Origin of the sequence: Nonomuraea sp. PA05, from assembly GCF_008086045.1 — a bacterium.
GTDB lineage: Bacteria > Actinomycetota > Actinomycetes > Streptosporangiales > Streptosporangiaceae > Nonomuraea > Nonomuraea monospora.
The window spans coordinates 16,532-37,118 of the sequence record NZ_VSEY01000002.1; the positions used below are offsets into that span (position 1 = coordinate 16,532).

The following is a 20,587-nucleotide window of genomic DNA, read 5'->3' on the forward strand; positions in this document are numbered from 1 at the left end:
TGGCGATGAGAACGATTGTGAGAGGAAGGCGATGGACGTCCGCTTACTGGGACCGGTCGAGGTGAGCGCCGGGAACCGCGGTGTCCCCTGTGTCCCCCTGGGGCCGCCGCAGCGACGCGCGGTGCTGGCCGCCCTGGCGATCGACGCCTACCGGCCCGTCTCGCTCGGCACGCTGATCGAGCGGGTCTGGGACGATCCGCCGGACCGGGCGGCCGACTCGCTGTACGCCCACATCGCCCGCCTGCGGCAGGCGCTGACCGCGACCGGGGTGCGCATCGAGCGCCGCGACGGCGGCTACACGCTCGACGTCGACCCGGACCGGGTGGACGCCTACCGGTTCCGGCGGCTGGCCAAGCAGGCGCAGCAACGCGCCTGCGACGACCCCGCCAGGGTCCGGATGCTGGCCGAGGCGATGGCGCTGTGGCGCGGCGCGCCGCTCACCGGCATCCCCGGGGAGTGGGCCGCCCGCACGCGGTACGGCATCGAGCAGCAGTTCGTCGGCGCGGTCGTCACCTGGGCGCAGGCCCACCTGCGGCTGGGGCGGCCCGACATCGTGGTCACCGAGCTGACGCCGCTGGTGCCGCGCTACCCGCTCGCGGAGCCGCTGGCCAGCATGCTGATGCGCGGCCTGTGCGAGCTGGGACGCGGCGCGGAGGCGGTCGCCCTGTACGCCCGGCTGCGCGGCTACCTCGCCCGCCAGCTCGGCGTCGAGCCCGGCCCGGAGCTGCGCGCGCTGCACCTGCGCATCCTGCGCGCGGGCACGGGCCAGGCGCCTCGCCCGGCCCTGCTGTACGCCCAGGTCACCGGGTGAGCGAGAGGACCAGCCGCTGCCCGCTGTGGTCCGACAGGCCGTCCGAGCGGACCAGCCGGTACTCGTGGACGGCGATCTCCGGCGTCGTGTACGCCCAGTCGATGCGCCACAGCGACAGCAGGAGGCGCCGCTCGTCCCAGGTGGCGGGGTAGAGCGAGCGCAGCGCCGGGGTGGCGTCGGTCATCCGCTCCGGCACCAGGCGCAGCAGGCCCATCGCGGGCGAGGCGTTGAAGTCGCCGGCCAGGACGGCGGGCAGCGGGTTCGCCCGGATGTCGGCGGCCAGGGCGCGCAGGTTGGCCTCGCGGTCCTCGTGCTGGGCCCGGTTGAGAGCGCCTGAGCCGAGGGGCGAGTTGATGTGCGTGTTGTAGAAGGAGACGGTGCGGCCCGCGATGCGCAGGTCCGTGCGGAGCGTCTTCGTCGTGTGGAAGGCCGGCCAGGTCGAGCCGGGCGGGACGTGGGCGTCCTTCGCCTCGATGGCGTGCTGCTGGACGATGGGGTAGCGCGACAGCGTCACCATCTCGCCGGCGGTGGCGAGGTGGTGGCCGGGGAACTCGCGGCGGAGCCTGTCCAGGTCGTTCACCCGGATCGGGTGGTGGCCGGCGCCGAAGTAGACGTACTCCTGGAGCAGCAGGACGTCGGCGTCCTGGGCGTGGAGGTGCCGGTAGAAGGCGGTGACGTCCTGGGGTGGGGTGCCGGTGGGCGGGGGGAGCGTGGTGGTGGCGGGCTGGTCCCAGTACCAGGTGTTCCAGGAGAACAGCTTGATCGCGCCGGGTGGGGCGGGGGTGGTGGGGTGCCACAGCCAGGCGAGGTTGAGGCCGCTGCCGCTCGCGCCCAGGGTCAGGGAGATCAGCGCCGCCGCGACGGTCACCCGGTGCGTGCGGCGCGCCGCCGCCACGGCGCCCCGGCGCGCCCCCGCAAGGGCCGCTGCCAGGAGCGCCACGGGGACGGCCGCCAGCGCCAGGGGCGGGAGGAGTTCCGGCGCCTGCCACCACCACACCTGACCGGACAGGACGCGGTGCAGCACCACGAACACCAGCCAGGCGATGGCGGCGCACAACAGCAGCGGCAACCCGCGAGCCCGCGCCCCGCGCCGGAACCTGCGCCCCAGCACCACCCGCCGCGCGCCGGGCTGGGCGGCGGCCGCGCGCGCCCGGCGGGCCGGCCCGAACAGCGCCCGCAGCGGAGCCGTCACGTGACCGCCTGCCGCATGACCGGGTCGGGGTCGTAGAGCCGCCGGAACCGGGCCGAGCACACCCACCGCACCACCCCGGCCGCCACCCCCGCCGCGATGGTCACGTTCACCACGAAGTGCACCGCGCCGAAGTACAGCAGGAAGAACCACCCCCGCCGCCGCAGCACGAAGCGGTACATGCCGAGATCGGCCACCAGCGAAACGACGAGGGCGAGGACGGCGAGCCCGGCCCCCGCCGCCCCGAACGGCACGGCCAGGGGCGCGGCGGCCAGGGCGGCCAGCGCGGCGAGGCTGCCGCCGGCCCGGCTGGAGGTCTCGAACCCGCGGGCGAAGCGCCGCCGCCGCGCGTACAGCGGCACCCGGGCGCGCCCCCGCCGGTACAGCTTGCGCAGCAGCTTGAGCAGCTTGTCGTCGTGGTCGTGCCGCGACCGGACAGCGGTGGTGAGCAGCATCTCGTAGCGCTGGGTGAGCCGGTGGCCGTAGTCGACCTCCTCGGTCTCGCGCAGGCGCGGGTTGAACGGCCCGACCTCGTCGAAGACGCGGCGCGGCATCGCCATCAGCGCCGAGAACAGGAACGAGACGGGCCCCTCGGAGCTGACCGTCCAGTAGTGGTACTGCAGCGCCCGGTACTCCTCGACGAGGCTGTCGCGGATCAGCGGCTCGGGGTCGTGGACGCTGGAGACCACGCCGAGCCGCGGGTCGGCGGCGAGCAGGCGGACGGACACCTCGACGGCGTCGGGGTAGGCGGCCACGTCGGAGTCCACGAACATGAGGATCTCACCGCTCGCGTGGGCGGCGCCGAGGTTTCTTGCGGCGGCCGGGCCCAGGTTCTCCTCGGTGCGGATCACCCGCACGCCGAGCCGCCGGGCGACCTCGGCGGAGTCGTCGGTGCTGCCGTCGTCCACGACGATCAGCTCGATCGGCTGGTGGGTCTGCGCCAGGAGGGCGCGCAGGCACAGCTCCAGCGAGGCGGCGTAGTTGTAGTTGGGCACGATCACCGACACGAGGGTCATCGCTCACACCTCCGCCGGTAGGTCGTACGTGCGCCGGAACCTGCTGGAGAAGAGGCACTGGGCGGCGCCGGCGAACACGGCGACCGCGACGGTGACGTTCACCAGGAAGTGCACCGTGGTGAAGTACAGGGTGAAGGGCAGGCCCGCGTACCGGCGGACGAAGCGGTACATGCCGAGGTCGGCGGCGATCGAGCCGGCCAGCAGCAGGAGCGGCACGGCCAGCCAGGCCGGGCCGAGCAGGGCGGGCAGGGGCGCGGCGAGCACGGCGAACAGGGCGGCGAGCGAGCCCCAGCCGCGGCTGCTGTTGGCCGGGCCGCCGTTGAAGCCGGGGCGGCGCAGGTACAGCGGGATGTGCAGGCGGGCGCGGTGGAAGAACTTCGACAGCACCACCTTGAGCCGGTCGTCGTGGTCGTGCGTGCCCCTGATCCGGTTGTCGAGCACGATGCGGTACCGCTGGGTGACGCGGTGGCCGTACTCGGCGTTCTCGCTGTGGCGCAGCGCGGGGTTGAGCGGGCCCACCTCGCGGAACACTTCGGCGCGCATGGCGAACAGCGCGGAGTAGATGGTGCTGATCTCGCCCTCGTCGCCGGAGATCCAGTAGTGCAGCTGGAGGCTGCGGTAGCGCTCCACGAGGCTGTCGGGGATCAGCGGCTCGGGGTCGTAGGTGCCGCACACCACGCCGAGGGTGTGGTCGGTGGTGAGCAGCTCGACCGCGTGCTCGACCACGTCGCCGGCCAGCGCCAGGTCGGAGTCGAGGAAGAACAGGATCTCGCCGCGCGCGTGGCCGGCGCCGAGGTTGCGGGCCGCCGGGGCGCCGATGTTGGTGTCGGTGACGACGACGCGGACGCCGTGCCGGTGGGCGACCGCCACGGAGTCGTCGGTGCTGCGGTCGTCCACGACGATCACTTCCAGGTTCCGGTACGTCTGCCGCTCCAGCGCGCTCAGGCACAGTTCGAGGGTGCGGGCGTAGTTGTAGTTCGGCACGATGACCGACACGAGCGGCTTCATCGCCGCCCCCGCTGCCTGGTCCGGCGCAGCAGCAGCGGCAGCGGCCTGCCGAGGCCGCTCCTGGTGAAGTCGGAGCGGCCGTTCACCCGGGGGTAGGGCTCGCCGGGCACGGGGACGTCGAGGAACTCGCACAGCGGCCCCCATCCGGCGGTGGCGTCGAGGACGAGCAGCCGCTCGGCCGGGATGGCGGCGATCACCCGTTCCGCGTGCTGCTGGAACAGCTTCATGGCCCGCTCGGGCTCCCGGTCGGCCGCCGTCGCGAACGTGCGCGCGTCGAGCGTGGTGTCGACCATCCTGACGAACGCGGCGAGGTCGGTGCCGAGCAGCGACGACAGCAGGACGGCCGCCCTGCCCGGCAGCGACTCGATGCGGCGCCGCTGCGCGAACAGGGTGCGCTGCATGCTGGCCAGCCAGCGCTCCGGGTCGCGGGTGGTGAGGATGACCTTGGCCTTCGGGTAGTGGTCGGCGAGCTGCCGCCAGTAGGCGGAGGTCGGGCCGTCCACGCACGACTCGTAGCCGACGAGCAGCCGGTCCCAATCGACGTCGCGGGCGGTGGCGGCGGCCAGCCAGGGCCTGATCTGCTGGGGGTGGGCGAACACGTCCACCATGTGGTGGCACGGCCCGAAGCCGAGGCGCTCCAGCGCCGTCTTGAGCGAGAGCGTTCCCGTCCGGCCGAAGCCGGTGGCGATGATCTGCATGGCCGTTCAGTCCTGGGCCGCGAGCCGGGCGAGCTTCTCCAGGCGGGCGAGCGCGAGCCGCTGCGTGACGCCGACCGCGCCGCCGAGCGCGCCGGTGAAGGTGACGGCCAGGTGCACGCCGGAGAAGTACAGGCCGAACGCGGGGCCGCGCCGGTCGAAGGCGAAGCGGTAGGTGCCCGCGTCCATGGCCATGGCGGTGGCGACCAGCGCGGGCGGGACGAGCGCGGCGGCCCGTCGCCGCCGTCCGCCCAGCACGCGTGACAGGGCGAAGGCCGGGACGGCGGCGAGCAGCAGGACGCCGCCGACCGCGCGCGGCACGGAGTCGCCCGGCGTCTCCCCCTCGCGCCAGTCCAGCGCGCTCAGGCGGGCGCGGCGGAAGACCTTGCGCAGGATGGTGGGCACGGTGGCGTCGTGGTCCTTGCGTCCGCGGATCGCGTCGCTCAGCTTCACCTCGTACGAGCGCGTCACGCGGACGCGGTAGTCGGAGGAGACGGTCTCGCGCAGCCGCGGGTCGAACGGGCCGATCTCGGCGAACACCTTGGCGGGGACGGCCAGCACCGACGCGTGCAGCTCAAGCGTCGGCCGGTGGGCGGGCATCCACCAGCGGTGCATCTGCACGGCGCGGTACTGGGCGGCCAGGCTCTGGGAGACCAGCGACTCGGGCAGCAGGACGCCGCCGAGGGCGCCGACCCGCGGGTGGGTCTCCAGGAGCCGCACCGCGTTGGCCACGGCGTCGGGTTCGAGGGCGATGTCGGCGTCGAGGAAGAACAGGATCTCTCCGGTGGCGTGCTCGGCGCCGAGGTTGCGCGCGGGGGTCGGGCCGCCGTTGACGCCGGTGCGGACCACCTTGGCCCCCATGGCGGCGGCCACCTGGGCCGCGTCCTCGGTGCCGCAGTCGTCCACCACGATGACCTCGAGGTGCGGGTGGGTCTGTGCCCGCATCGCGTCCAGGCAGAGTCGCAACACGTCGGACCGGTTGTAGCTGGGGATGATGACCGAGACCAGGGGGTGTTCCATGTGTGCTCCGTCTGCCGTGTCGGACCTCATGTCCGGTTCACGGTAGGCACGGTGTCTTGTCCGGTTCTTGTCGCGCCCAGACGACAAGAACCAGACGACAAGAATCGGACGACAAGAACGGGACAAGGACCGCCGGGTACGTTCGGCCCCGTGATCGAGCAGCAAGTGGCCTCCGCCACGCCTCCGGCGGGGCGGACGTGGGCGGAGCGGGTCAGGCGTTTCGTGCGCCCGCGCCGGCGCTGGTGCTGGGGCACCAAGCTGGTGGTGACCGCGTCGGCGGGGTGGCTGCTGTTCGTGCTGTGCCACCTGCTGGCCAGCGGGCGCGCCGCGTTGTGGGCCCCGATCGAGCTGATCCCGCCGCTGCTGTTCCTGGTGGTCCCCGCGCTGCTGCTGGTCGTGGCGCCGCTGGCCAGGCCGGTCCGCTGGCGCGTCATGTCGCTGCTGGTGGTCACCGCGCTGCTGGGCGCGGGACGCAGCGGGATCAACTACGCCACCCTCTGGTACGACCCGCCGCCCGCCGGCCCCGCGGCCATCACCGTGGCCGCCTGGAACACCCAGTTCTGGGACCAGGACTGGCGCACCGCCGACGGCGACCGCCACTCCCCCGGCTTCTACGCCTACCTGCACGAGCTGGACGCCGACGTCTACCTGCTGACGGAGTACCTGTACGTGAACACCCAGGCGGGGGACATGCGCGCCCAGCGCTGGACCGCCGACCTGGCGCTGCGCATCGACAAGCTGGCCGAGCTGCGCCGCGAGTTCCCCGGCTACCACGTCGCGGTGTCGGGCGAGCAGATCACGCTGTCCCGCTTCCCGATCACCGCTCAGCGCGGCCTGGACCTGCGCCCGTGGCTGCCGCCCGACCAGCGGGAGATCCCCGTGGCGCTGCGGGACTGGCCGGAGGGCTACACGGTCGAGACGCTGCGCACCGACCTCGACGTCAACGGCACGACCGTCTCCTTCTACGACGCGCAGATCGCCCAGCCGCCGCTCGAATGGCGGCTGTACGACGCCGAGGCCCGCGACTCCGCCCGCGCCAAGACCCTGCGGCGGGAGGCGAGCTTCCTGGCCATCGGCGCGGACGTCGCGGCCAACCCGCACCCCGTCGTGCTCGCCGGCGACCTGAACACCTCCCCCGCGATGGGCGTGCGCCGCCTGCTCCCCGAGCGGCTGGTCGACAGGACGCCCGCGCTGTCCTCCCTCTACCCGGCGACCTACCTGGCCGGCACCGCCGAGCTGTGGCGGATCGACTGGCTCTACACCAGCCCCGACGTGACCGTGCACCGCTACGACCTGCCGGGCGCGCGGGGGCTGTCCGACCATCGGGCCCAGCGCATGGTCGTGTCGGTGTCGTGACCGGCGTGGCTCCACCGACGAAAGGAACGCGCATGCCTGACGAGATGGCCTGGCGTGGTGACGTCGCGGTCATCGTGCCCAACTACAACAAGCGCAGGACCCTGCGGGCCTGCCTGGAGTCGGTGTACGCGCAGACGTACCGGCCGGCCGAGGTGATCGTCGTCGACGACGTCAGCACGGACGGCTCGCTGGAGACGGCCCGGAGCTTCCCGTGCACGGTCGTCGAGTCGCCGCGCAACCAGGGCCCGGCGGGGGCCCGCAACCTGGGGGTGGCCCGCAGCACGGCGCCGCTGCTGTTCTTCGTCGACTCCGACACGGCGCTGGCCCCCGACGCGATACACAACGCGGTCGAGGCGTACCGGCGGACGCCGGACTGCGGCCTGGTGCAGGGCATCTACGACATCGAGCCGCTGTACGACGACGGCCCGGTCGAGCGGTACCGGGTGCTGTGCGAGCACTACGAGCGCAGCCGCACCACGGCCACGTTCCTGTCGTGCACGCTGATCCCGCGCCACGTCTTCGAGGAGGCGGGCGGCCTGGACGAGCGGCTGCGCGACGGCGAGGACTTCGAGTTCGGCACCCGCGTACCGGCCCGCTACCGGCGGGTCGTGAGCACGTCCGTGGTGACCAGGGCCGACGACGAGGACCGGTTCTGGGGGTGCCTGGCGGAGCGCTTCGTGCGGTCCACGACCCTGCCGGTGATCATGATGCGGGCGCGGCGGCTGCGCGGCGGGGACAGGGCCGGGTTCCGGCTCGACATGATCGGCACAGGCCGGCAGAAGCGGCGCAAGGGGCCGCGGCTCTCCTCCGCCTCGGCGACGCTCACGTTCCTCGGCCTGCCGCTCGCGTTCCTCAGCCCGTGGCTGCTGGCGTTGCCCGCGGCGGCGCTCGCGGTGTTCCTCTACAGGAACCGCGTGTTCCTCGGGTTCGCCCACCGCCACCGGGGGGCGCGTTTCGCCGTGTGGGTGGCGTGGATGCAGCTCTGCTTCCACGCGGCCTTCTTCTCGGGCGCGTGTGTGGGGCTGTTACGGGTCGCGTACGAGCTGGGCCGCCGCCGGGGGGAGCCGATCGCGTCCGCAGCGCCGGCGGTCGGGGCGCACGAGTGAAACCGGCCGACCCGCCTCGGGCACCCTGGCTGTCCCGCCTGCCCCGGCTGTCCTGGCTGCCCCGGCTGTCCCGGCTGTCCCGGCTGCCCCGCCTGCCGCGGCCGGTGAAGCGGGCGCTGGTGGCCGCGTTCGCCGTCGCCGTCGCCGTCGCGATCGGGTGGACGATGTCGCGGCTGGACTGGAGCGTGGTCGGCGTCCTGTTCGCCCGGCGCGACCCCGGCGAGATGGCCCTGCTGCTCGGCGGCTCGCTGCTGGCGAGCACGGCGGGCCTGTCGCTCGGGTTCCTCGCCTGGCGGGTGGTGCTGCTGGAGCTCGGCCCCCCGGTGAGCGGGCCGCGCGTGGTGCGCATCTTCTTCGTCGGGTTCCTGTCCAAGTACCTGCCGGGACGGGTGCCCGGCATGGTCGCCACCGCCAAGGTCGCCTCGGTCAACGGCATCACCTTCGGCAGGCTGATGACCACGGCGGCGCTGGTCATGAGCCTGGTGCTGCTGAGCGGGTTCACGGTCGGGCTGCTGGCGGGCGTGCAACTGCTGGGGGCGCGGGCGGCGTGGCTGGCCGGGGCGGCCGTGCTGATCGTGCTCGTCCTGGTGCGGCCGCAGCTCGTCAACCAGGGCTCGGCGCTGCTGCTGCGGCTGCTGCGCCGGCCCGCCGCCGCCAAGGCCGCCTCCGTGCGGGGGGTGCGGCTCGCGGTCGCGTGGCAGAGCGCGTCGTGGGTGGTGACGGGGCTGCACCTGTGGCCGCTGGCCGTCGCGATGGGCGCGCCCGCCTCCCGCTCGCTCCTGCTGTGCGTCGGCGCGTTCACGCTCGCGACCTCGGTCGGCATCGCGGCCGTGTTCATCCCGGACGGGATCGGCGTGCGGGAGGCGGTGCTCACGGCCGCGCTGACCGTGGTGCTGCCCGCTCCGGCCGCCGCGGTGGTGGCCCTGGCCAGCCGCCTGATCTCCACCGTCAGCGAGGTGCTGCTCGGTGCGGCGGCGCTGGCGGTGGCCGAGTACCTGATCCGGCGCGGGCCGGCCGATCCGCCGGAGGTGCCGCGGCCGGCGGTGTCGCCCCGCCCGGGAAGCGGGTGACCGCGCGGCGCGCCGATCTTCGACGCTGTTCACCTGGGTGCTCCACGGCCAGCGCCCGCCGTTCATCAGCGGGCCCTTGACTGCCCTGGCAGAACAGTTCACACGTGATCAAGGACGTACAGTGCACCGCAAAACCCTCTCCGCCGTCGCGGCGGCAGTGACCCTGCTGGCCACGAGTGCCGCTCCCGCCACGGCGGCGGCCACGCCGCGCGACTCCTTCTTCGGCGGGAAGCTGCCGCTGAGCGCGCCGCCGGTGACCTCGACGGTGGCGCCCGGCGTGACGCTGACCTCGATGTCGCTCGGCGCCAAGGACGCAGGCGACTACTGGACCGTCCACGTGTACCTGCCCGGCGCGATCGACGGGCCGCTCAACACGGCCGCCACCGCGCTGGGCGCCAGGGAGATCGCCGACCGGGTGGCGGGCGCCCTGCGGGAGAAGGGGTTCGAGCCGCGCGTGGAGGAGGTCGTCACGCCCGCGTTCGCCGACCGCCCCGCCGGCCCGCTCGGCTGGACCGTACGGATCGGCCGGTACTCCACCGGCGCCGAGGCCGCCACCGCCCTGTCCACGATCAGGGCGGCCGGCTTCGCGGGCGGCACCCGCTACACCGCGCAGGACGGCACCGACCCGGGGGCGCCGCAGCAGGTGCATGTGCTCCGGGTGGACTTCCGGCAGTTCAGCGGCACGGTCGGCACCGACTTCGGCGCCGCGCTGAACGGCACGGAGAAGCTGACTGACCTGGCCGCCGCGGCGGGCGCGGTGGCGGGCGTCAACGCGCAGTGGTTCTACAACAGCGCGCCAGGCGGCATGTACGTCAAGGACGGCAAGCTGATCGGCTCCGCCACCCAGGGCCGCGCCGGAATCAAGATCACCCGGGGCGGCCGGTCGGTGGACGTGGACACCTACACCGCCCGCGTGACCCTGCGGGCCGGCCGGGACACCGTCGAGATCGACGGCGTCAACAGGGTGCCCGGCGAGATCTACAACTGCGGCGGCGTCGGTGGCGACCTGCCCACGCAGAAGCCGCAGCACGACCTGAAGTGCACCGACGCCGACGAGCTGGTGCTGTTCACGCCCGAGTGGGGCAAGCCGCCCGCCGGGGCGGGCGCCGAGGCCGTGCTGGACGCGCGCGGCACCGTCACCGCGGTGAACGCCTCGCGGGGAACGGCGGTGCCCGCCGGCGGGACCACGATCCAGGCCATCGGCGACAGCGCCGCCTGGCTGCTGGAGCACGCCGAGCCCGGCGAGCGGCTCAGGGTGAGCGAGCGGGTCGAGGACGGCAGGGGCCGCCGGGTCGCGCTGACCCCCGACACCACGATCCTCCAGGTCGGGCCCTCCCTGGTACGGGACGGCCGGGTGTCGGTGAACGCGGCGGGCGACGGCGTGATCCGGGAGGGCAGCGACCAGACCTTCACCTACAACTGGACCGTCCGCGCCAACCCCCGCTCGATGATCGGGATGGACGAGCGGGGCCGGCTGATGCTGGTGGTCGTGGACGGCCGGCAGGACGGCTACAGCGAAGGGCTCGGCGTGGCGCAGACGGCCGAGCTGATGAAGCTGCTCGGGGCCCGGGAGGCGATGAACCTCGACGGTGGCGGATCGAGCGTCATGGTGACGTCGGGCGGCGGGATCGTTAACCGGCCGTCGGACGCCGCGGGGCAGCGGTCGCTGGGGAACGTCTTCCTGGTCCGGCCGTAAGGCTTCAGGGGTGGCAGGCCTCTCGCACGGAGAGGTCGCCGAGGTGGCGGCTCCACTCGGGAGTGCCGTGCAGGCGGGCGGCCAACCGTTCGCAGGCGGTCGTCTCGCCGGGTGGAGCCGGCAGCCGCCACACCTGGAGATCGCCATCGCCGTCCAGCGCGACGAGGGTCCTCCCACGCACGTCCAGCGCGACGTCCGCCCCCGTCGTCGCCAGGCCGAACAACTGCGGCCCGATCTGCCCATGAGCGGCCACCGACCAGATGCGCGCGTGCCCCTCCGAGTCGACACTGGCGATTGTGGTCTGGTCGGTGCTGATCACGACGCTGTGCACGTCGCTGCGGTGGCCCGCCAGAAGGTGGCCGACTTGGTCGGAAGACCGGGCGTCCCAGATCCACGCCTCCCCACCGGATCCACCGCCGACCAGGATTTGGCCGTCGGAGCTGAGTGCCACCTTGCGGATCGCGCCCTTGAGGCCGGTGAAGGATCGCGGCGAATTGGTGTGGACCGGATCCCACATCAGCACGCCGGACGAGTAGGTGGCCACCGCGAGCACCTTCCCGTCCTGGTTGAGCGCCACGTCCCTGACCTTGTCGGGAACCCGTAGGAGCTTGTCGACGGGCCGGTCGGGCCAGTTGGTGTCCCACGCCCAGATGATGCCATCGTCGTCGTAACCGACCAGGATTCGACCGTCGGCGCTCACCGCTACTCCTACGATCGGTGCTTGACCACGCAAGGCACGACCGGGGGTACCCGGTGAGGTGGCGTCCCAGATCCAGACGGTTCCCCTGACGTCGGCACCGGCAAGCACGCGGCCGTTCGCACTCATCGCGATGTCGCCGATGGGCAACCGGTGTCCGGTGAAGGGACTGCTGGGCTCGGAAGAGCCGGTGAGGTCCCATCGCCAGACCGTTCCCTCTCCGCCGCGGCCTACCGCGACCTTGCCGTCCGAGGTCAGCACCACATGCCGGACGCCCCCGAAGCGGCCGCCGAACAACCTGGCACCCCTCTCAGGAGAGGAGGTCTGCCACAGCCAGACGGCCGAGTCGCTGGCTAAGTCCCAATGGGCGACGCCTGCGCTGGCGACGGCGTCGCCGCTGGGGCTGACGTCGATGAGGCCGATCGCCCCCTGGTGGCCGGCCAGCGCCCGAGGCCGATCCGGCGCCGTGATGTCCCAGTGCCACAGTTGCCGGTCGAACTCGTCGGCCGTGGTCAGCGCTTCGACACCGCGTCCCGCCGCGCTCAGCCGGATCAGCCGTATGGCACCCGCATGGCCGCTCAGACGCCGCGGTCGGCCGGGATCGGCGGTGTTCCACAACCAGGCCTGAGCGCCGTTGCCTGTCGTGGCGACCACCGTCCTCCCATCCGCGCTGAGATCGAAGCGATCCACCCGCCCATGCTGCCCGGTCAACCGGATCGTCGCGCTCGTCTTCACGACGTGCCGCAGAAGGATCGCATCGCCGCCGGAGGTCTTGAGCAGGACTCGGCCGTCCGCGCTCATCGGAAATCGCGGTTGCGTCAGATCCACCTCTCCGCGCACCTGCCGTGGCTTACCGGGTTCTTCGACGGCCCAGGCGAGAAATTCGTCGCTTCTCTCATTGAAGTCGTCGTCCATGGCCAGCGCGGCCACGGCCGCGCCATCGGCGCTGATGTACAGGCGCGAGCCGCTGAGCCCGCCGGAGACTCGCAGGTTCACGACTGACTTCCCGTCTCGCCACACCCGCAGCGCGTCTGCCGACAGCTCATCCTGCATGAGGCAGGCCACCGCCTTCCCGTCGGCGCTCGCCGCGATCCGTACCACGGTGCCCGCCAGGTCGGTCAGCCTTCGCGCGACCGTCGGGGCCGTCGCGGACCACGACCACAGCTGCGAACGGCCGACCACCGCAGAGGTCGTGGCCGCGATGGCCATCGTCCCATCGGCGCTCATGGCCACCGATGCGATGTGACCGCGGTGGCCGGTCAGTTCCCGGGGCGCCCCCGATTCCCCGAGGCGCCACACCCAGCCGCGGCCGTCGGTGGATGCGGCCATGGCACTGCCGTCGTCGCTCAGGGCCAATGAGGACAGCTCGTCCTGGGCGGCCGGCATGTGCCCCTCGGGTTGGGGGGCACCCAGGTCCCACAGGGCGATGCGCCCATCGTCCAGGTCGCCGGCCAAGGTCTTGCCATCGTTGGACATCAGCAGGAACGAGACTGGCTCAGGGCCGTCGGGCAGGTGGCGGGGGAGCAGATCGGGTCGGGTGACATCCCAGATCCATGCCTGCTGGTTGCTCAGGCCGACGAGGGTGGTGCCGGCGATCTGCATCGTAACGCTTCCGCGCTTCACCTCGGGCGGGGCTTTCAGCGTGATGGGCTCGCCCGTCGTCGTGGTGTTCCAGAGTCTGAGGGCCGAGCCGTCGGCGACGATCGTGGCCTCGCGGTTCACGGCGACCGACTCCAGCGTGTCCGCGCCTGTGGCCAGCACCCGGGGCTGCCCGTTCCCTTCCCAGATCCGCATCGACTCCTCGTCGTCGGTGTCGTCCTCGTCGTCGTTTCCCGGCGTGGCCGTGACTGCCACGATGGTGCCGCCGTCGGCACTCATGGCGATATCGTCCACCACGGCCCTCCCGGATACGAGGGAACGGGGACGGTCCAGCTCATCGACGTTGTAGACCCAGACTCCACTGGTGTAGCGGTCGTTCACGGAGGCCGAGACCGCGATCGTCCTGCCGTCGTCGCTCAGGAGCACCTCGTCGAACGTGCCTCGATGCCCGGTCAGGCGCTGGGGCGGTCCGGGAGAGGTGGTCCGGCAGAGCCAGAGTTCCTCGGACTCGTCGGCCTCGGCCGCCGCGGCGACGAGCACTTCGCCATCGGCGCTCAGCGCGGCGCCCGAAGTTCCCGGGCAGTCCGCCATGGGCTTGAGCTCTGACGGCATCGTGTCCTGCCACACCTGAGGCGCGTCAGGCCGCTGCAGATCCTCGTCCATGGACGCCGAAATCACCATGGTCCCGCCGTCCACGCTCATGAAGGTGTTCGTCTGGGCCAGCCCGGGGCCGTGATGCTCCGCCACCCTGCGCGGCTGGTTCGGGGAGTCCTCCTGCCAGAGCCACTCCTGCCACTTGCCGAAGTCGTCGAGAGTGGTCGCGGCCACCGTCTTGCCGTCCGCGCTCACCAGCAGGTTCTGCAAGTCTCCTTCGTGACCGGTGAGCACCGTACGCAGCGAGCTGGTCAGGGCGTTGCGCATGTTCAGCCCGGCTTCGGCGGTCTGCGCCGTGTGCCACGCCTTGACGGCGAGTGCCCGGGAGAGGCTCGTATCGGTGCCGGCGGCGCTGATGCTCTGCGCCGCCAGCTCCCGCGACAGCGACCGGTCCCGTTCGACGGCGGCGTTGCGCGCGGCGACCGCCGCCGCCACCCCGCCCGTCAGCGAGATCAGCAGGATCACCACCAGCGACGCCACGGACAGGGTGCGCAGGCGGGCGGCGCGGGCGGCGGCGAGCTGGCTGGCCTCCAGGAAACGGGACGGGACGTCGCCCAGCGGCGGGTAGCGGCCCGGGTTGGCGCGCCAGGTCTCCCGCGCCTGCTCCACGGCCGTCAGCCGGGTGCCCTGGTAGAGGTAGGAGGAGTCGCCGTCGTGCGCGTCCCAGACGCGGGCGTCGTCGGTGAGCTGCTGGCGCAGCAGGAGGGTGGCGCGGTCGGACTCGACCCACTCCTGGAGCTGCGGCCAGCCGCGGATGAGCGCCTCGTGGGCGAGCTGGACGCCGTCCTCGTCCACGGTGACGAGGCGGGCGTCGACGAACCTGTCCAGCACCTCCCGCGCCGTCGCGTGCTCGGCCGCGGAGTCGGCCGGGGGCAGCAGCTCGGCCTCGGGAACTTTGCGGCGGGTGTGCATGGAGTCCTCGCCGAGCCGTACCAGGCGGGGCAGCAGCCGCCTGGCCATGTCCTGGCCGGGCAGGACGATGTGGGACAGGGTGGCGTCGGCGGTGCGGGCCAGCGCGCCGGAGATGCCGCCGGTGGCGTGGTAGCCGGCCAGGGTGAGGCGGCGGCCGTCGCGGTTCTGCCAGGTGGCGAGCAGGGCGTGGGACAGGAGCGGCAGGATGCCGGCCGACTCGACCACGGCGATCTCCGAGCCGAGCTCGCGCAGCAGCAGGGGCACCAGGCCGTCTTCGAGTTCGAGCCCGGCGGCAGCGGCCGGGCCTTCGATGGCCTGCCTGAGCTGGCCGGGCGTCATGGGGCCGACCACGACCGGGTGTTCCAGGGCGGCGTGCAGCTCGGCGTGGCGGGCGCAGTGGCCGAAGAAGTCGGCGCGCACGCCGATGACGACGACCGCGCCGCTCGCGCGCAGCGCGCGGATGAACGTGCGCCGCGCGGCCTCGTCCCGGCAGGCGGTGAAGACCTCCTCGAACTGGTCGACGATGAGGACCGGCGGCCCGCCCTCGCCGGTCAGGAGGCCGCGGAACGCGGCCGGGTCCTCCTCCAGCGGCGGGCGCGCGCCGGGCGCGGCGAACGCCCTGAGCAGCTCCCCCACCGGGTCCGAGCCGGGGTGCAGCAGCTTCACCCGGGTGCGCGAGGTCGTCAGCGCCGGGATCAGCCCGGCCCGCAGCAGCGACGACTTGCCCGCCCCCGACGCGCCCGTCACGATCAGCGGCTCCGGCCTGCCCGCCAGCTCCGCCACCCGGTTGACGAGCGTGCGGATGAGGTCGGCGCGGCCGAAGAAGTAGCCGGCGTCGTCGGGCCCGAAGGAGGCCAGCCCCCGGTACGGGCTGAAGGAGTCGTCGGGCGCGCCCGGCTTGGCGGCCTGGTTGTGGCACAGGCGGGCCTGCTCGTCGAAGTCCGCCGCGACGTGCCGGGGCCTGGGCAGGCCCGCGTCGGTGAGCGTCCTGGTGAGGGCGGAGCGGCAGTCCCTGAGGGTGAGCGTCGCGGGCGCGGTGGGGTCGCCCTCGTCCAGCAGCTTGATCAGCGCGCCGCTGAAGGCGGTGTGGGGGCGGCCGGGCGGCGACCAGGCCCGCTCGTTGCGGCTGGCGGCGGTCAGGATGTAGAGGCCGTGGCGGCTGGTGTCGAAGAGCTCGTCCATGGCGCGGGCGACGGCGCCGGCCCGGCCGGAGTAGCAGCAGTCCAGGACGAGCAGGGTGCGGGCGGCCCGGCCTGCCGCGAGGGCGTCGGTGATGGTCCGGTAGGGCAGCGCCTGGTATTCGGCGGGCCCGTCGTCGACGTCCACGGTGGCGGCGGTGGCCAGGTGGAGTCTGCCGTCGGCGGTGACCACGCCGTGCCCGACGTAGTAGACGAGCAGGACGTCCTCGGCCTGGCGGGCGGCCTCGTAGAGCGCCTCGGCGACCTGGGCGGGCCCTTCGGGGTCGAGCAGGGTCGTCACGGCGGCCGGGTCGAGGCCGGCCCGGTCGACGAGGCAGCGGCGCAGGCCGGTGACGGTGGCGGCGACGGCGGGGAGGCCGGGCAGCCGGGATCCCGGCCCGTGGCGGCCACTGCCGATCAGGAGGACGCGGGCCCCGGGCGCGGCCAGCAACAGCCCGCCTTCGGCCATGAGACCTCCCTGCGCGGGCCAGGGCGAGTACCCGCATATCGCCGCCGATCGCCGGAGCGCTACATGACAGCGCTGTCTTGACAGGACGTCCCATGTTTGGCACTTTCTGGACTGACAACGTTGTCACCCTGCCGCACGGAAAGGCCCGGATCCCATTTCCACTTCAGACACGCTGCCCGCCGACGAAGTGCGCAGGGAGCTGGCCAGGGCGGAAGGCGCGGTCTTCGCCACCTCCTTCGAGCCCGGCGATCCGCGACCGGCCTCGAACGACACCGGCGGCATGCGCACCCAGGTGGGCGCGGGCCCCGCGGGCGGCCACGTCTCCAAGCAGGGGGCGGGTTTCACGGGGCTGCGGGCCCTGGAGTACGCGGGCCGCGCCGGCCGTCACACGCACCAGGTGTTCGAGGTGGACATCACCGTGACGCCCGCCATGGAGCTGTCCTACCTGGTCTTCCCCGAGTTCACGGCCGCCGACCCGGGCTACCCCAGCACGTACGTCTCGGTGGACCTGGCCTTCGCGGACGGCACCCGCCTCAGCGACCTGGATGCCGTGGACCAGCACGGCGTCCTGCTCGCCCCGAGGGAGCAGGGCGAGTCCAAGACCCTCTACGCCGACCAGTGGAACTACAAGCGCGCCAGGATCGGGCGGGTGGCCGGGGGCAAGCGGATCACCCGCATCCTGGTGGCCTGCGACAGCCCGGCGGAGTTCCGCGGCTGGGTGGACGACATCAAGATCGTCTCGGAGCGGAGGCGGCAGCCGTACGACGGCCGTCCCGCACGCCTGGAGTCCCCTTCCGAGCACGTGGTGACCACCCGGGGCACGCACTCCACCGGCGGTTTCTCGCGTGGCAACAACTTCCCCGCGACCGCCGTCCCGCACGGGTTCAACTTCTGGACGCCGATGACCGACGCGGGCTCGACGAGCTGGGTGTACGAGTACCACCGCGCCAACGACGCCGCCAACCTGCCGCGGCTCCAGGCGTTCACGGCCAGCCACGCGCCGAGCCCGTGGATGGGCGACCGGCAGACGTTCCAGTTCATGCCGTCGGCGGCCGAGGGCACGCCGGACCCGTCGCGGGCCGCCCGCGCGCTGGCGTTCCGGCACGAGCGCGAGGTGGCGCACCCGCACCTGTACGCGGTCACGTTCGACAACGGCGTCAAGGCGGAGATCGCGCCGGCCGACCACGCGGCGCTGGCCCGCTTCACCTTCCCGGGCGCCGAGGCGAAGCTGATCTTCGACAACGTGAACGACAGCGGCGGCCTCACCCTCGACCTCGCCGCCGGCGAGGTCACCGGCTACTCGGACGTGCGCAGCGGCCTGTCCACCGGCGCCACGCGGATGTTCTACCACGCCGTCTTCGACCGCCCGGTCACCGGCGGCGGCAAGCTGACCGGCCAGGGCCGCGACAACGTGCTCGGCTACCTCGCCTTCGACGCCGGCCCGGCGCGCACGGTCACCATGCGCATCGCCTCCTCGCTGATCAGCGTGGCGCAGGCGAGGAGGAACCTGGAGCTGGAGATCGCCGCCTCCGACACGCTGGAGACGGTCAGCGAGCGGGCCCGCCGGGCGTGGGACGCCAAGCTGGGCGTCATCGAGGTGGAGGGGGCGAGCGAGGACCAGCTCGGCACGCTCTACGCCAACCTGTACCGGCTGTTCCTGTATCCGAACTCGGGCTTAGAGAACACCGGCACCGCCGACGCGCCCGTCCACCGGCACGCCGTGCAGTCGGCCACCGTCACCCCGCCCAGCACGCCCACGGAGACGGGCGCGCGGGTGGCGGACGGGAAGGTGTACGTCAACAACGGCTTCTGGGACACCTACCGGACGACCTGGCCCGCGTACGCGCTGCTGACGCCGCTGATGGCGGGCGAGATGGCGGCCGGGTTCGTCCAGCAGTACCTGGACGGCGGCTGGATCTCGCGCTGGTCGTCGCCGGGGTACGCCGACCTGATGGTCGGCACCAGCTCCGACGTGGCCTTCGCCGACGCGTACCTGAAGGGGGTGCCGGGGTTCGACGCCGAGGCCGCGTACGCCGCCGCGGTCAAGAACGCCACGGTCGTGCCGCCGAACCTGAACGTGGGCCGCAAGGGCCTGGCCACGGCCACGTTCCTCGGCTACACCGCCATCGAGTCCACGGACGAGGCGCTGTCGTGGGCGCTGGACGGCTACATCAACGACTTCGGCATCGCGAACCTGGCCGGGGCCCTGGCCGAGCGCGCCACCGGCGCGCAGCGGGCCCGCTACCTGGAGGAGCACGAGTACTTCCGCGACCGGGCGCTCAACTACGTGCACCTGTTCGACCCGGCCGCGGGCTTCTTCCAGGGCAGGAACGCCGACGGCTCGTTCCGCCACGAGCCCGGCGCCTACGACCCGCGCGTCTGGGGCTTCGACTACACCGAGACCAACGGCTGGAACATGGCCTTCCACGCGCCGCACGACGGCCGCGGCCTGGCCGGCCTGTACGGCGGCCGGGACGGGCTGGCCGCCAAGCTGGACGCGTTCTTCGCCACCCGGGAGACGGCGCTGTTCCCCGGCTCGTACGGCGGCCTCATCCACGAGATGCTCGAGGCCAGGGACGTGCGCATGGGCCAGTACGGCCACAGCAACCAGCCCTCGCACCACATCGCCTACATGTACGTCTACGCGGGCCGGCCGTGGCAGACGCAGGCCAAGGTGCGCGAGGTGCTTTCACGGCTGTACCTGGGCAGCGAGATCGGCCAGGGCTATCCGGGCGACGAGGACAACGGGGAGATGTCGGCCTGGCAGGTGTTCTCCGCGCTCGGCTTCTACCCGCTGCAGATGGGCAGCCCGTACTACGCGATCGGCTCGCCGCTGTTCGAGAAGGCGACGGTGCGGCTGGAGAACGGGCGGGAGCTGGTCATCAGGGCGCCTGGCAACAGCGGGCGCGACGTCTACGTGCAGGGGCTCACGGTCGACGGGGAGCGGTACGACCGGGCGTACCTGCCGCACGCCCTGCTCGCCCAGGGCGGCGAGCTGGTCTTCGAGATGGGTCCCGAGCCGTCGCGGTGGGGTGCCGGCGAGGACGCCGCGCCGCCGTCGATCACCCGCGACGACCGCGTCCCCGCGCCGCTGGGCGACGTCACAGGCCCTGGCAGGGGCGTCGCATCCGGCGCGGGCGGCGCCGACGTGAGCGCGCTGTTCGACGACACCTCCGACACGCGGGCGGCGCTGCCCGAGTGGGTGCGCTACGACCTGCCCGCCGGGCGGCGGGTGAGCTTCTACACGCTGACCTCTGGCACGGAGGAGGGCCGGGACCCGTCGGACTGGGTGCTGGAGGGCTCCGCCGACGGGCGGTCGTGGCGGGTGCTGGACGAGCGGTCCGGTGAGGGCTTCCCGTGGCGGCTGCAGACGCGGCCGTTCAAGGTCGCGGAGCCGGGCGTGTACGCGCACTACCGGTTCAGGTTCGCCGGGGGGACGCTCGCCCTCGCCGAGATCGAGCTGCTCGCCCCTGGGGCGTCGCCCGTCCCGGCGGCCGGGAGCTGAGCGGGGACTGGGAGCTGAGCGGGGACTGGGAGCTGAGCGGGGAGACTGTCACGTCAGCCGCTCGCCGATCTCCTTCAGCTCGCCGTTCTGCACCTCGATGATCTTCTCGGCCAGCTCCAGCGTGGGCCCGTGCCTGCCGGACTTGCGCACCGTCTCGGCCATCATCACGCCGTGGTGCAGGTGCTCCGACAGCGCCTTCAGCCACGCCCGGTCGAAACCGTCGCCGTCGGGCAGGTCCGCCGCCGAGCCGGCGGCCTGCCTCACCGGCACCGTCTCGTTCCAGGACCGCAGCCAGGACTCCATCATCGCGATGTCCGCCCGCTCCTCCGGGATGAGCTTGCCGGCCAGCTCGCGCACGTACGAGCTGCCCGCCCGGCCGGACGCCGCCTCGGCGAGCTGGATCGTCTGCTGGTGGTGGGTGATCATTTCCTGGTTGAAGGTCACGTCCGCCTGCGCGTACGCCTTCTCCGTCTCCGCCGCCGCGGCGCAGCCCGCCGCCAGCAGCAGGCCGAGCAGCGCCAAGATTGCCGTCTTCCAACGCATGTCCTGAGGTACGCACGCCACCACGCGACGGTTCGCTCACCACCATGTGTCGCCATAGGATTA

At 72.9% G+C, this 20,587-nt stretch carries 13 protein-coding genes; 6 read left to right on the forward strand and 7 right to left on the reverse strand.

Going from position 1 to position 20,587, the window contains the following annotated elements:
* Positions 1 to 31: 31 nt before the first annotated feature.
* Positions 32 to 811, forward strand: a complete 780-nt coding sequence (locus tag FXF51_RS03145) for a BTAD domain-containing putative transcriptional regulator (RefSeq protein WP_148432721.1) — start codon at positions 32 to 34, stop codon at positions 809 to 811.
* Here the strand turns inward: FXF51_RS03145 and FXF51_RS03150 are convergent.
* From FXF51_RS03150 to FXF51_RS03170, 5 genes are read right to left on the reverse strand one after another with little or no spacing between them, the layout of a single operon-like run.
* A complete protein-coding gene (locus FXF51_RS03150) occupies positions 801 to 2,003 on the reverse strand; it encodes an endonuclease/exonuclease/phosphatase family protein (protein WP_148432722.1) in 1,203 nt (400 codons plus the stop codon). The genes FXF51_RS03145 and FXF51_RS03150 overlap by 11 nt on opposite strands.
* On the reverse strand, positions 2,000 to 3,016 hold the full coding sequence (locus FXF51_RS03155) for a glycosyltransferase family 2 protein (protein WP_148432723.1): 1,017 nt from the start codon (positions 3,014 to 3,016) through the stop codon (positions 2,000 to 2,002). The genes FXF51_RS03150 and FXF51_RS03155 overlap by 4 nt, the downstream gene beginning before the upstream one ends.
* A 3-nt stretch (positions 3,017 to 3,019) precedes the next feature.
* A complete protein-coding gene (locus FXF51_RS03160; protein ID WP_148432724.1) occupies positions 3,020 to 4,024 on the reverse strand; it encodes a glycosyltransferase family 2 protein in 1,005 nt (334 codons plus the stop codon).
* The gene (locus FXF51_RS03165; protein WP_148432725.1) at positions 4,021 to 4,722 is read right to left on the reverse strand and encodes a sulfotransferase family protein; all 702 of its coding nucleotides are present in this window, start codon (positions 4,720 to 4,722) and stop codon (positions 4,021 to 4,023) included. The genes FXF51_RS03160 and FXF51_RS03165 overlap by 4 nt, the downstream gene beginning before the upstream one ends.
* Positions 4,723 to 4,728: 6 nt before the next feature.
* Positions 4,729 to 5,739: a glycosyltransferase family 2 protein gene (locus FXF51_RS03170; RefSeq protein WP_187414146.1), complete on the reverse strand. Its 1,011-nt coding sequence runs from the start codon at positions 5,737 to 5,739 to the stop codon at positions 4,729 to 4,731.
* A 150-nt stretch (positions 5,740 to 5,889) separates the two neighbouring features.
* On the opposite strand from FXF51_RS03170, the gene FXF51_RS03175 reads away from it, so the two are divergent.
* From FXF51_RS03175 to FXF51_RS03190, 4 genes are all read left to right on the forward strand, one after another.
* Positions 5,890 to 7,095 (forward strand): endonuclease/exonuclease/phosphatase family protein, encoded by a 1,206-nt coding sequence (locus tag FXF51_RS03175; protein WP_148432727.1) that lies wholly within the window; start codon positions 5,890 to 5,892, stop codon positions 7,093 to 7,095.
* A 32-nt stretch (positions 7,096 to 7,127) separates the two neighbouring features.
* Entirely contained in the window at positions 7,128 to 8,201 is a 1,074-nt protein-coding gene (locus tag FXF51_RS03180; RefSeq protein ID WP_148432728.1) for a glycosyltransferase family 2 protein, read from the forward strand.
* Positions 8,198 to 9,271: a lysylphosphatidylglycerol synthase domain-containing protein gene (locus tag FXF51_RS03185; RefSeq protein ID WP_148432729.1), complete on the forward strand. Its 1,074-nt coding sequence runs from the start codon at positions 8,198 to 8,200 to the stop codon at positions 9,269 to 9,271. The genes FXF51_RS03180 and FXF51_RS03185 overlap by 4 nt, the downstream gene beginning before the upstream one ends.
* Before the next feature lie 121 nt (positions 9,272 to 9,392).
* Positions 9,393 to 10,967, forward strand: a complete 1,575-nt coding sequence (locus FXF51_RS03190) for a phosphodiester glycosidase family protein (RefSeq protein WP_148432730.1) — start codon at positions 9,393 to 9,395, stop codon at positions 10,965 to 10,967.
* A 4-nt stretch (positions 10,968 to 10,971) separates the two neighbouring features.
* On the opposite strand, the gene FXF51_RS03195 is transcribed toward FXF51_RS03190, so the two are convergent.
* Positions 10,972 to 16,476: a caspase, EACC1-associated type gene (locus tag FXF51_RS03195; RefSeq protein WP_148432731.1), complete on the reverse strand. Its 5,505-nt coding sequence runs from the start codon at positions 16,474 to 16,476 to the stop codon at positions 10,972 to 10,974.
* 187 nt (positions 16,477 to 16,663) lie between these two features.
* Between FXF51_RS03195 and FXF51_RS03200 the strand changes: the two genes are divergently transcribed.
* A complete protein-coding gene (locus tag FXF51_RS03200; RefSeq protein ID WP_222871107.1) occupies positions 16,664 to 19,981 on the forward strand; it encodes a GH92 family glycosyl hydrolase in 3,318 nt (1,105 codons plus the stop codon).
* 48 nt (positions 19,982 to 20,029) lie between these two features.
* Here the strand turns inward: FXF51_RS03200 and FXF51_RS03205 are convergent, their stop codons facing one another.
* Positions 20,030 to 20,503: a DUF305 domain-containing protein gene (locus tag FXF51_RS03205; protein ID WP_187414147.1), complete on the reverse strand. Its 474-nt coding sequence runs from the start codon at positions 20,501 to 20,503 to the stop codon at positions 20,030 to 20,032.
* Positions 20,504 to 20,587 lie beyond the last annotated feature (84 nt).

What these genes read in the sequence shown, in the direction of transcription:
- FXF51_RS03145 (WP_148432721.1), top strand. Translation starts at nt 32, where the DNA reads ATGGACGTCCGCTTACTGGGACCGGTCGAGGTGAGCGCCGGGAACCGC.
- FXF51_RS03155 (WP_148432723.1), bottom strand. Translation starts at nt 3,016, where the DNA reads ATGACCCTCGTGTCGGTGATCGTGCCCAACTACAACTACGCCGCCTCG.
- FXF51_RS03160 (WP_148432724.1), bottom strand. Translation starts at nt 4,024, where the DNA reads ATGAAGCCGCTCGTGTCGGTCATCGTGCCGAACTACAACTACGCCCGC.
- FXF51_RS03165 (WP_148432725.1), bottom strand. Translation starts at nt 4,722, where the DNA reads ATGCAGATCATCGCCACCGGCTTCGGCCGGACGGGAACGCTCTCGCTC.
- FXF51_RS03170 (WP_187414146.1), bottom strand. Translation starts at nt 5,739, where the DNA reads ATGGAACACCCCCTGGTCTCGGTCATCATCCCCAGCTACAACCGGTCC.
- FXF51_RS03180 (WP_148432728.1), top strand. Translation starts at nt 7,128, where the DNA reads ATGCCTGACGAGATGGCCTGGCGTGGTGACGTCGCGGTCATCGTGCCC.
- FXF51_RS03195 (WP_148432731.1), bottom strand. Translation starts at nt 16,476, where the DNA reads ATGGCCGAAGGCGGGCTGTTGCTGGCCGCGCCCGGGGCCCGCGTCCTC.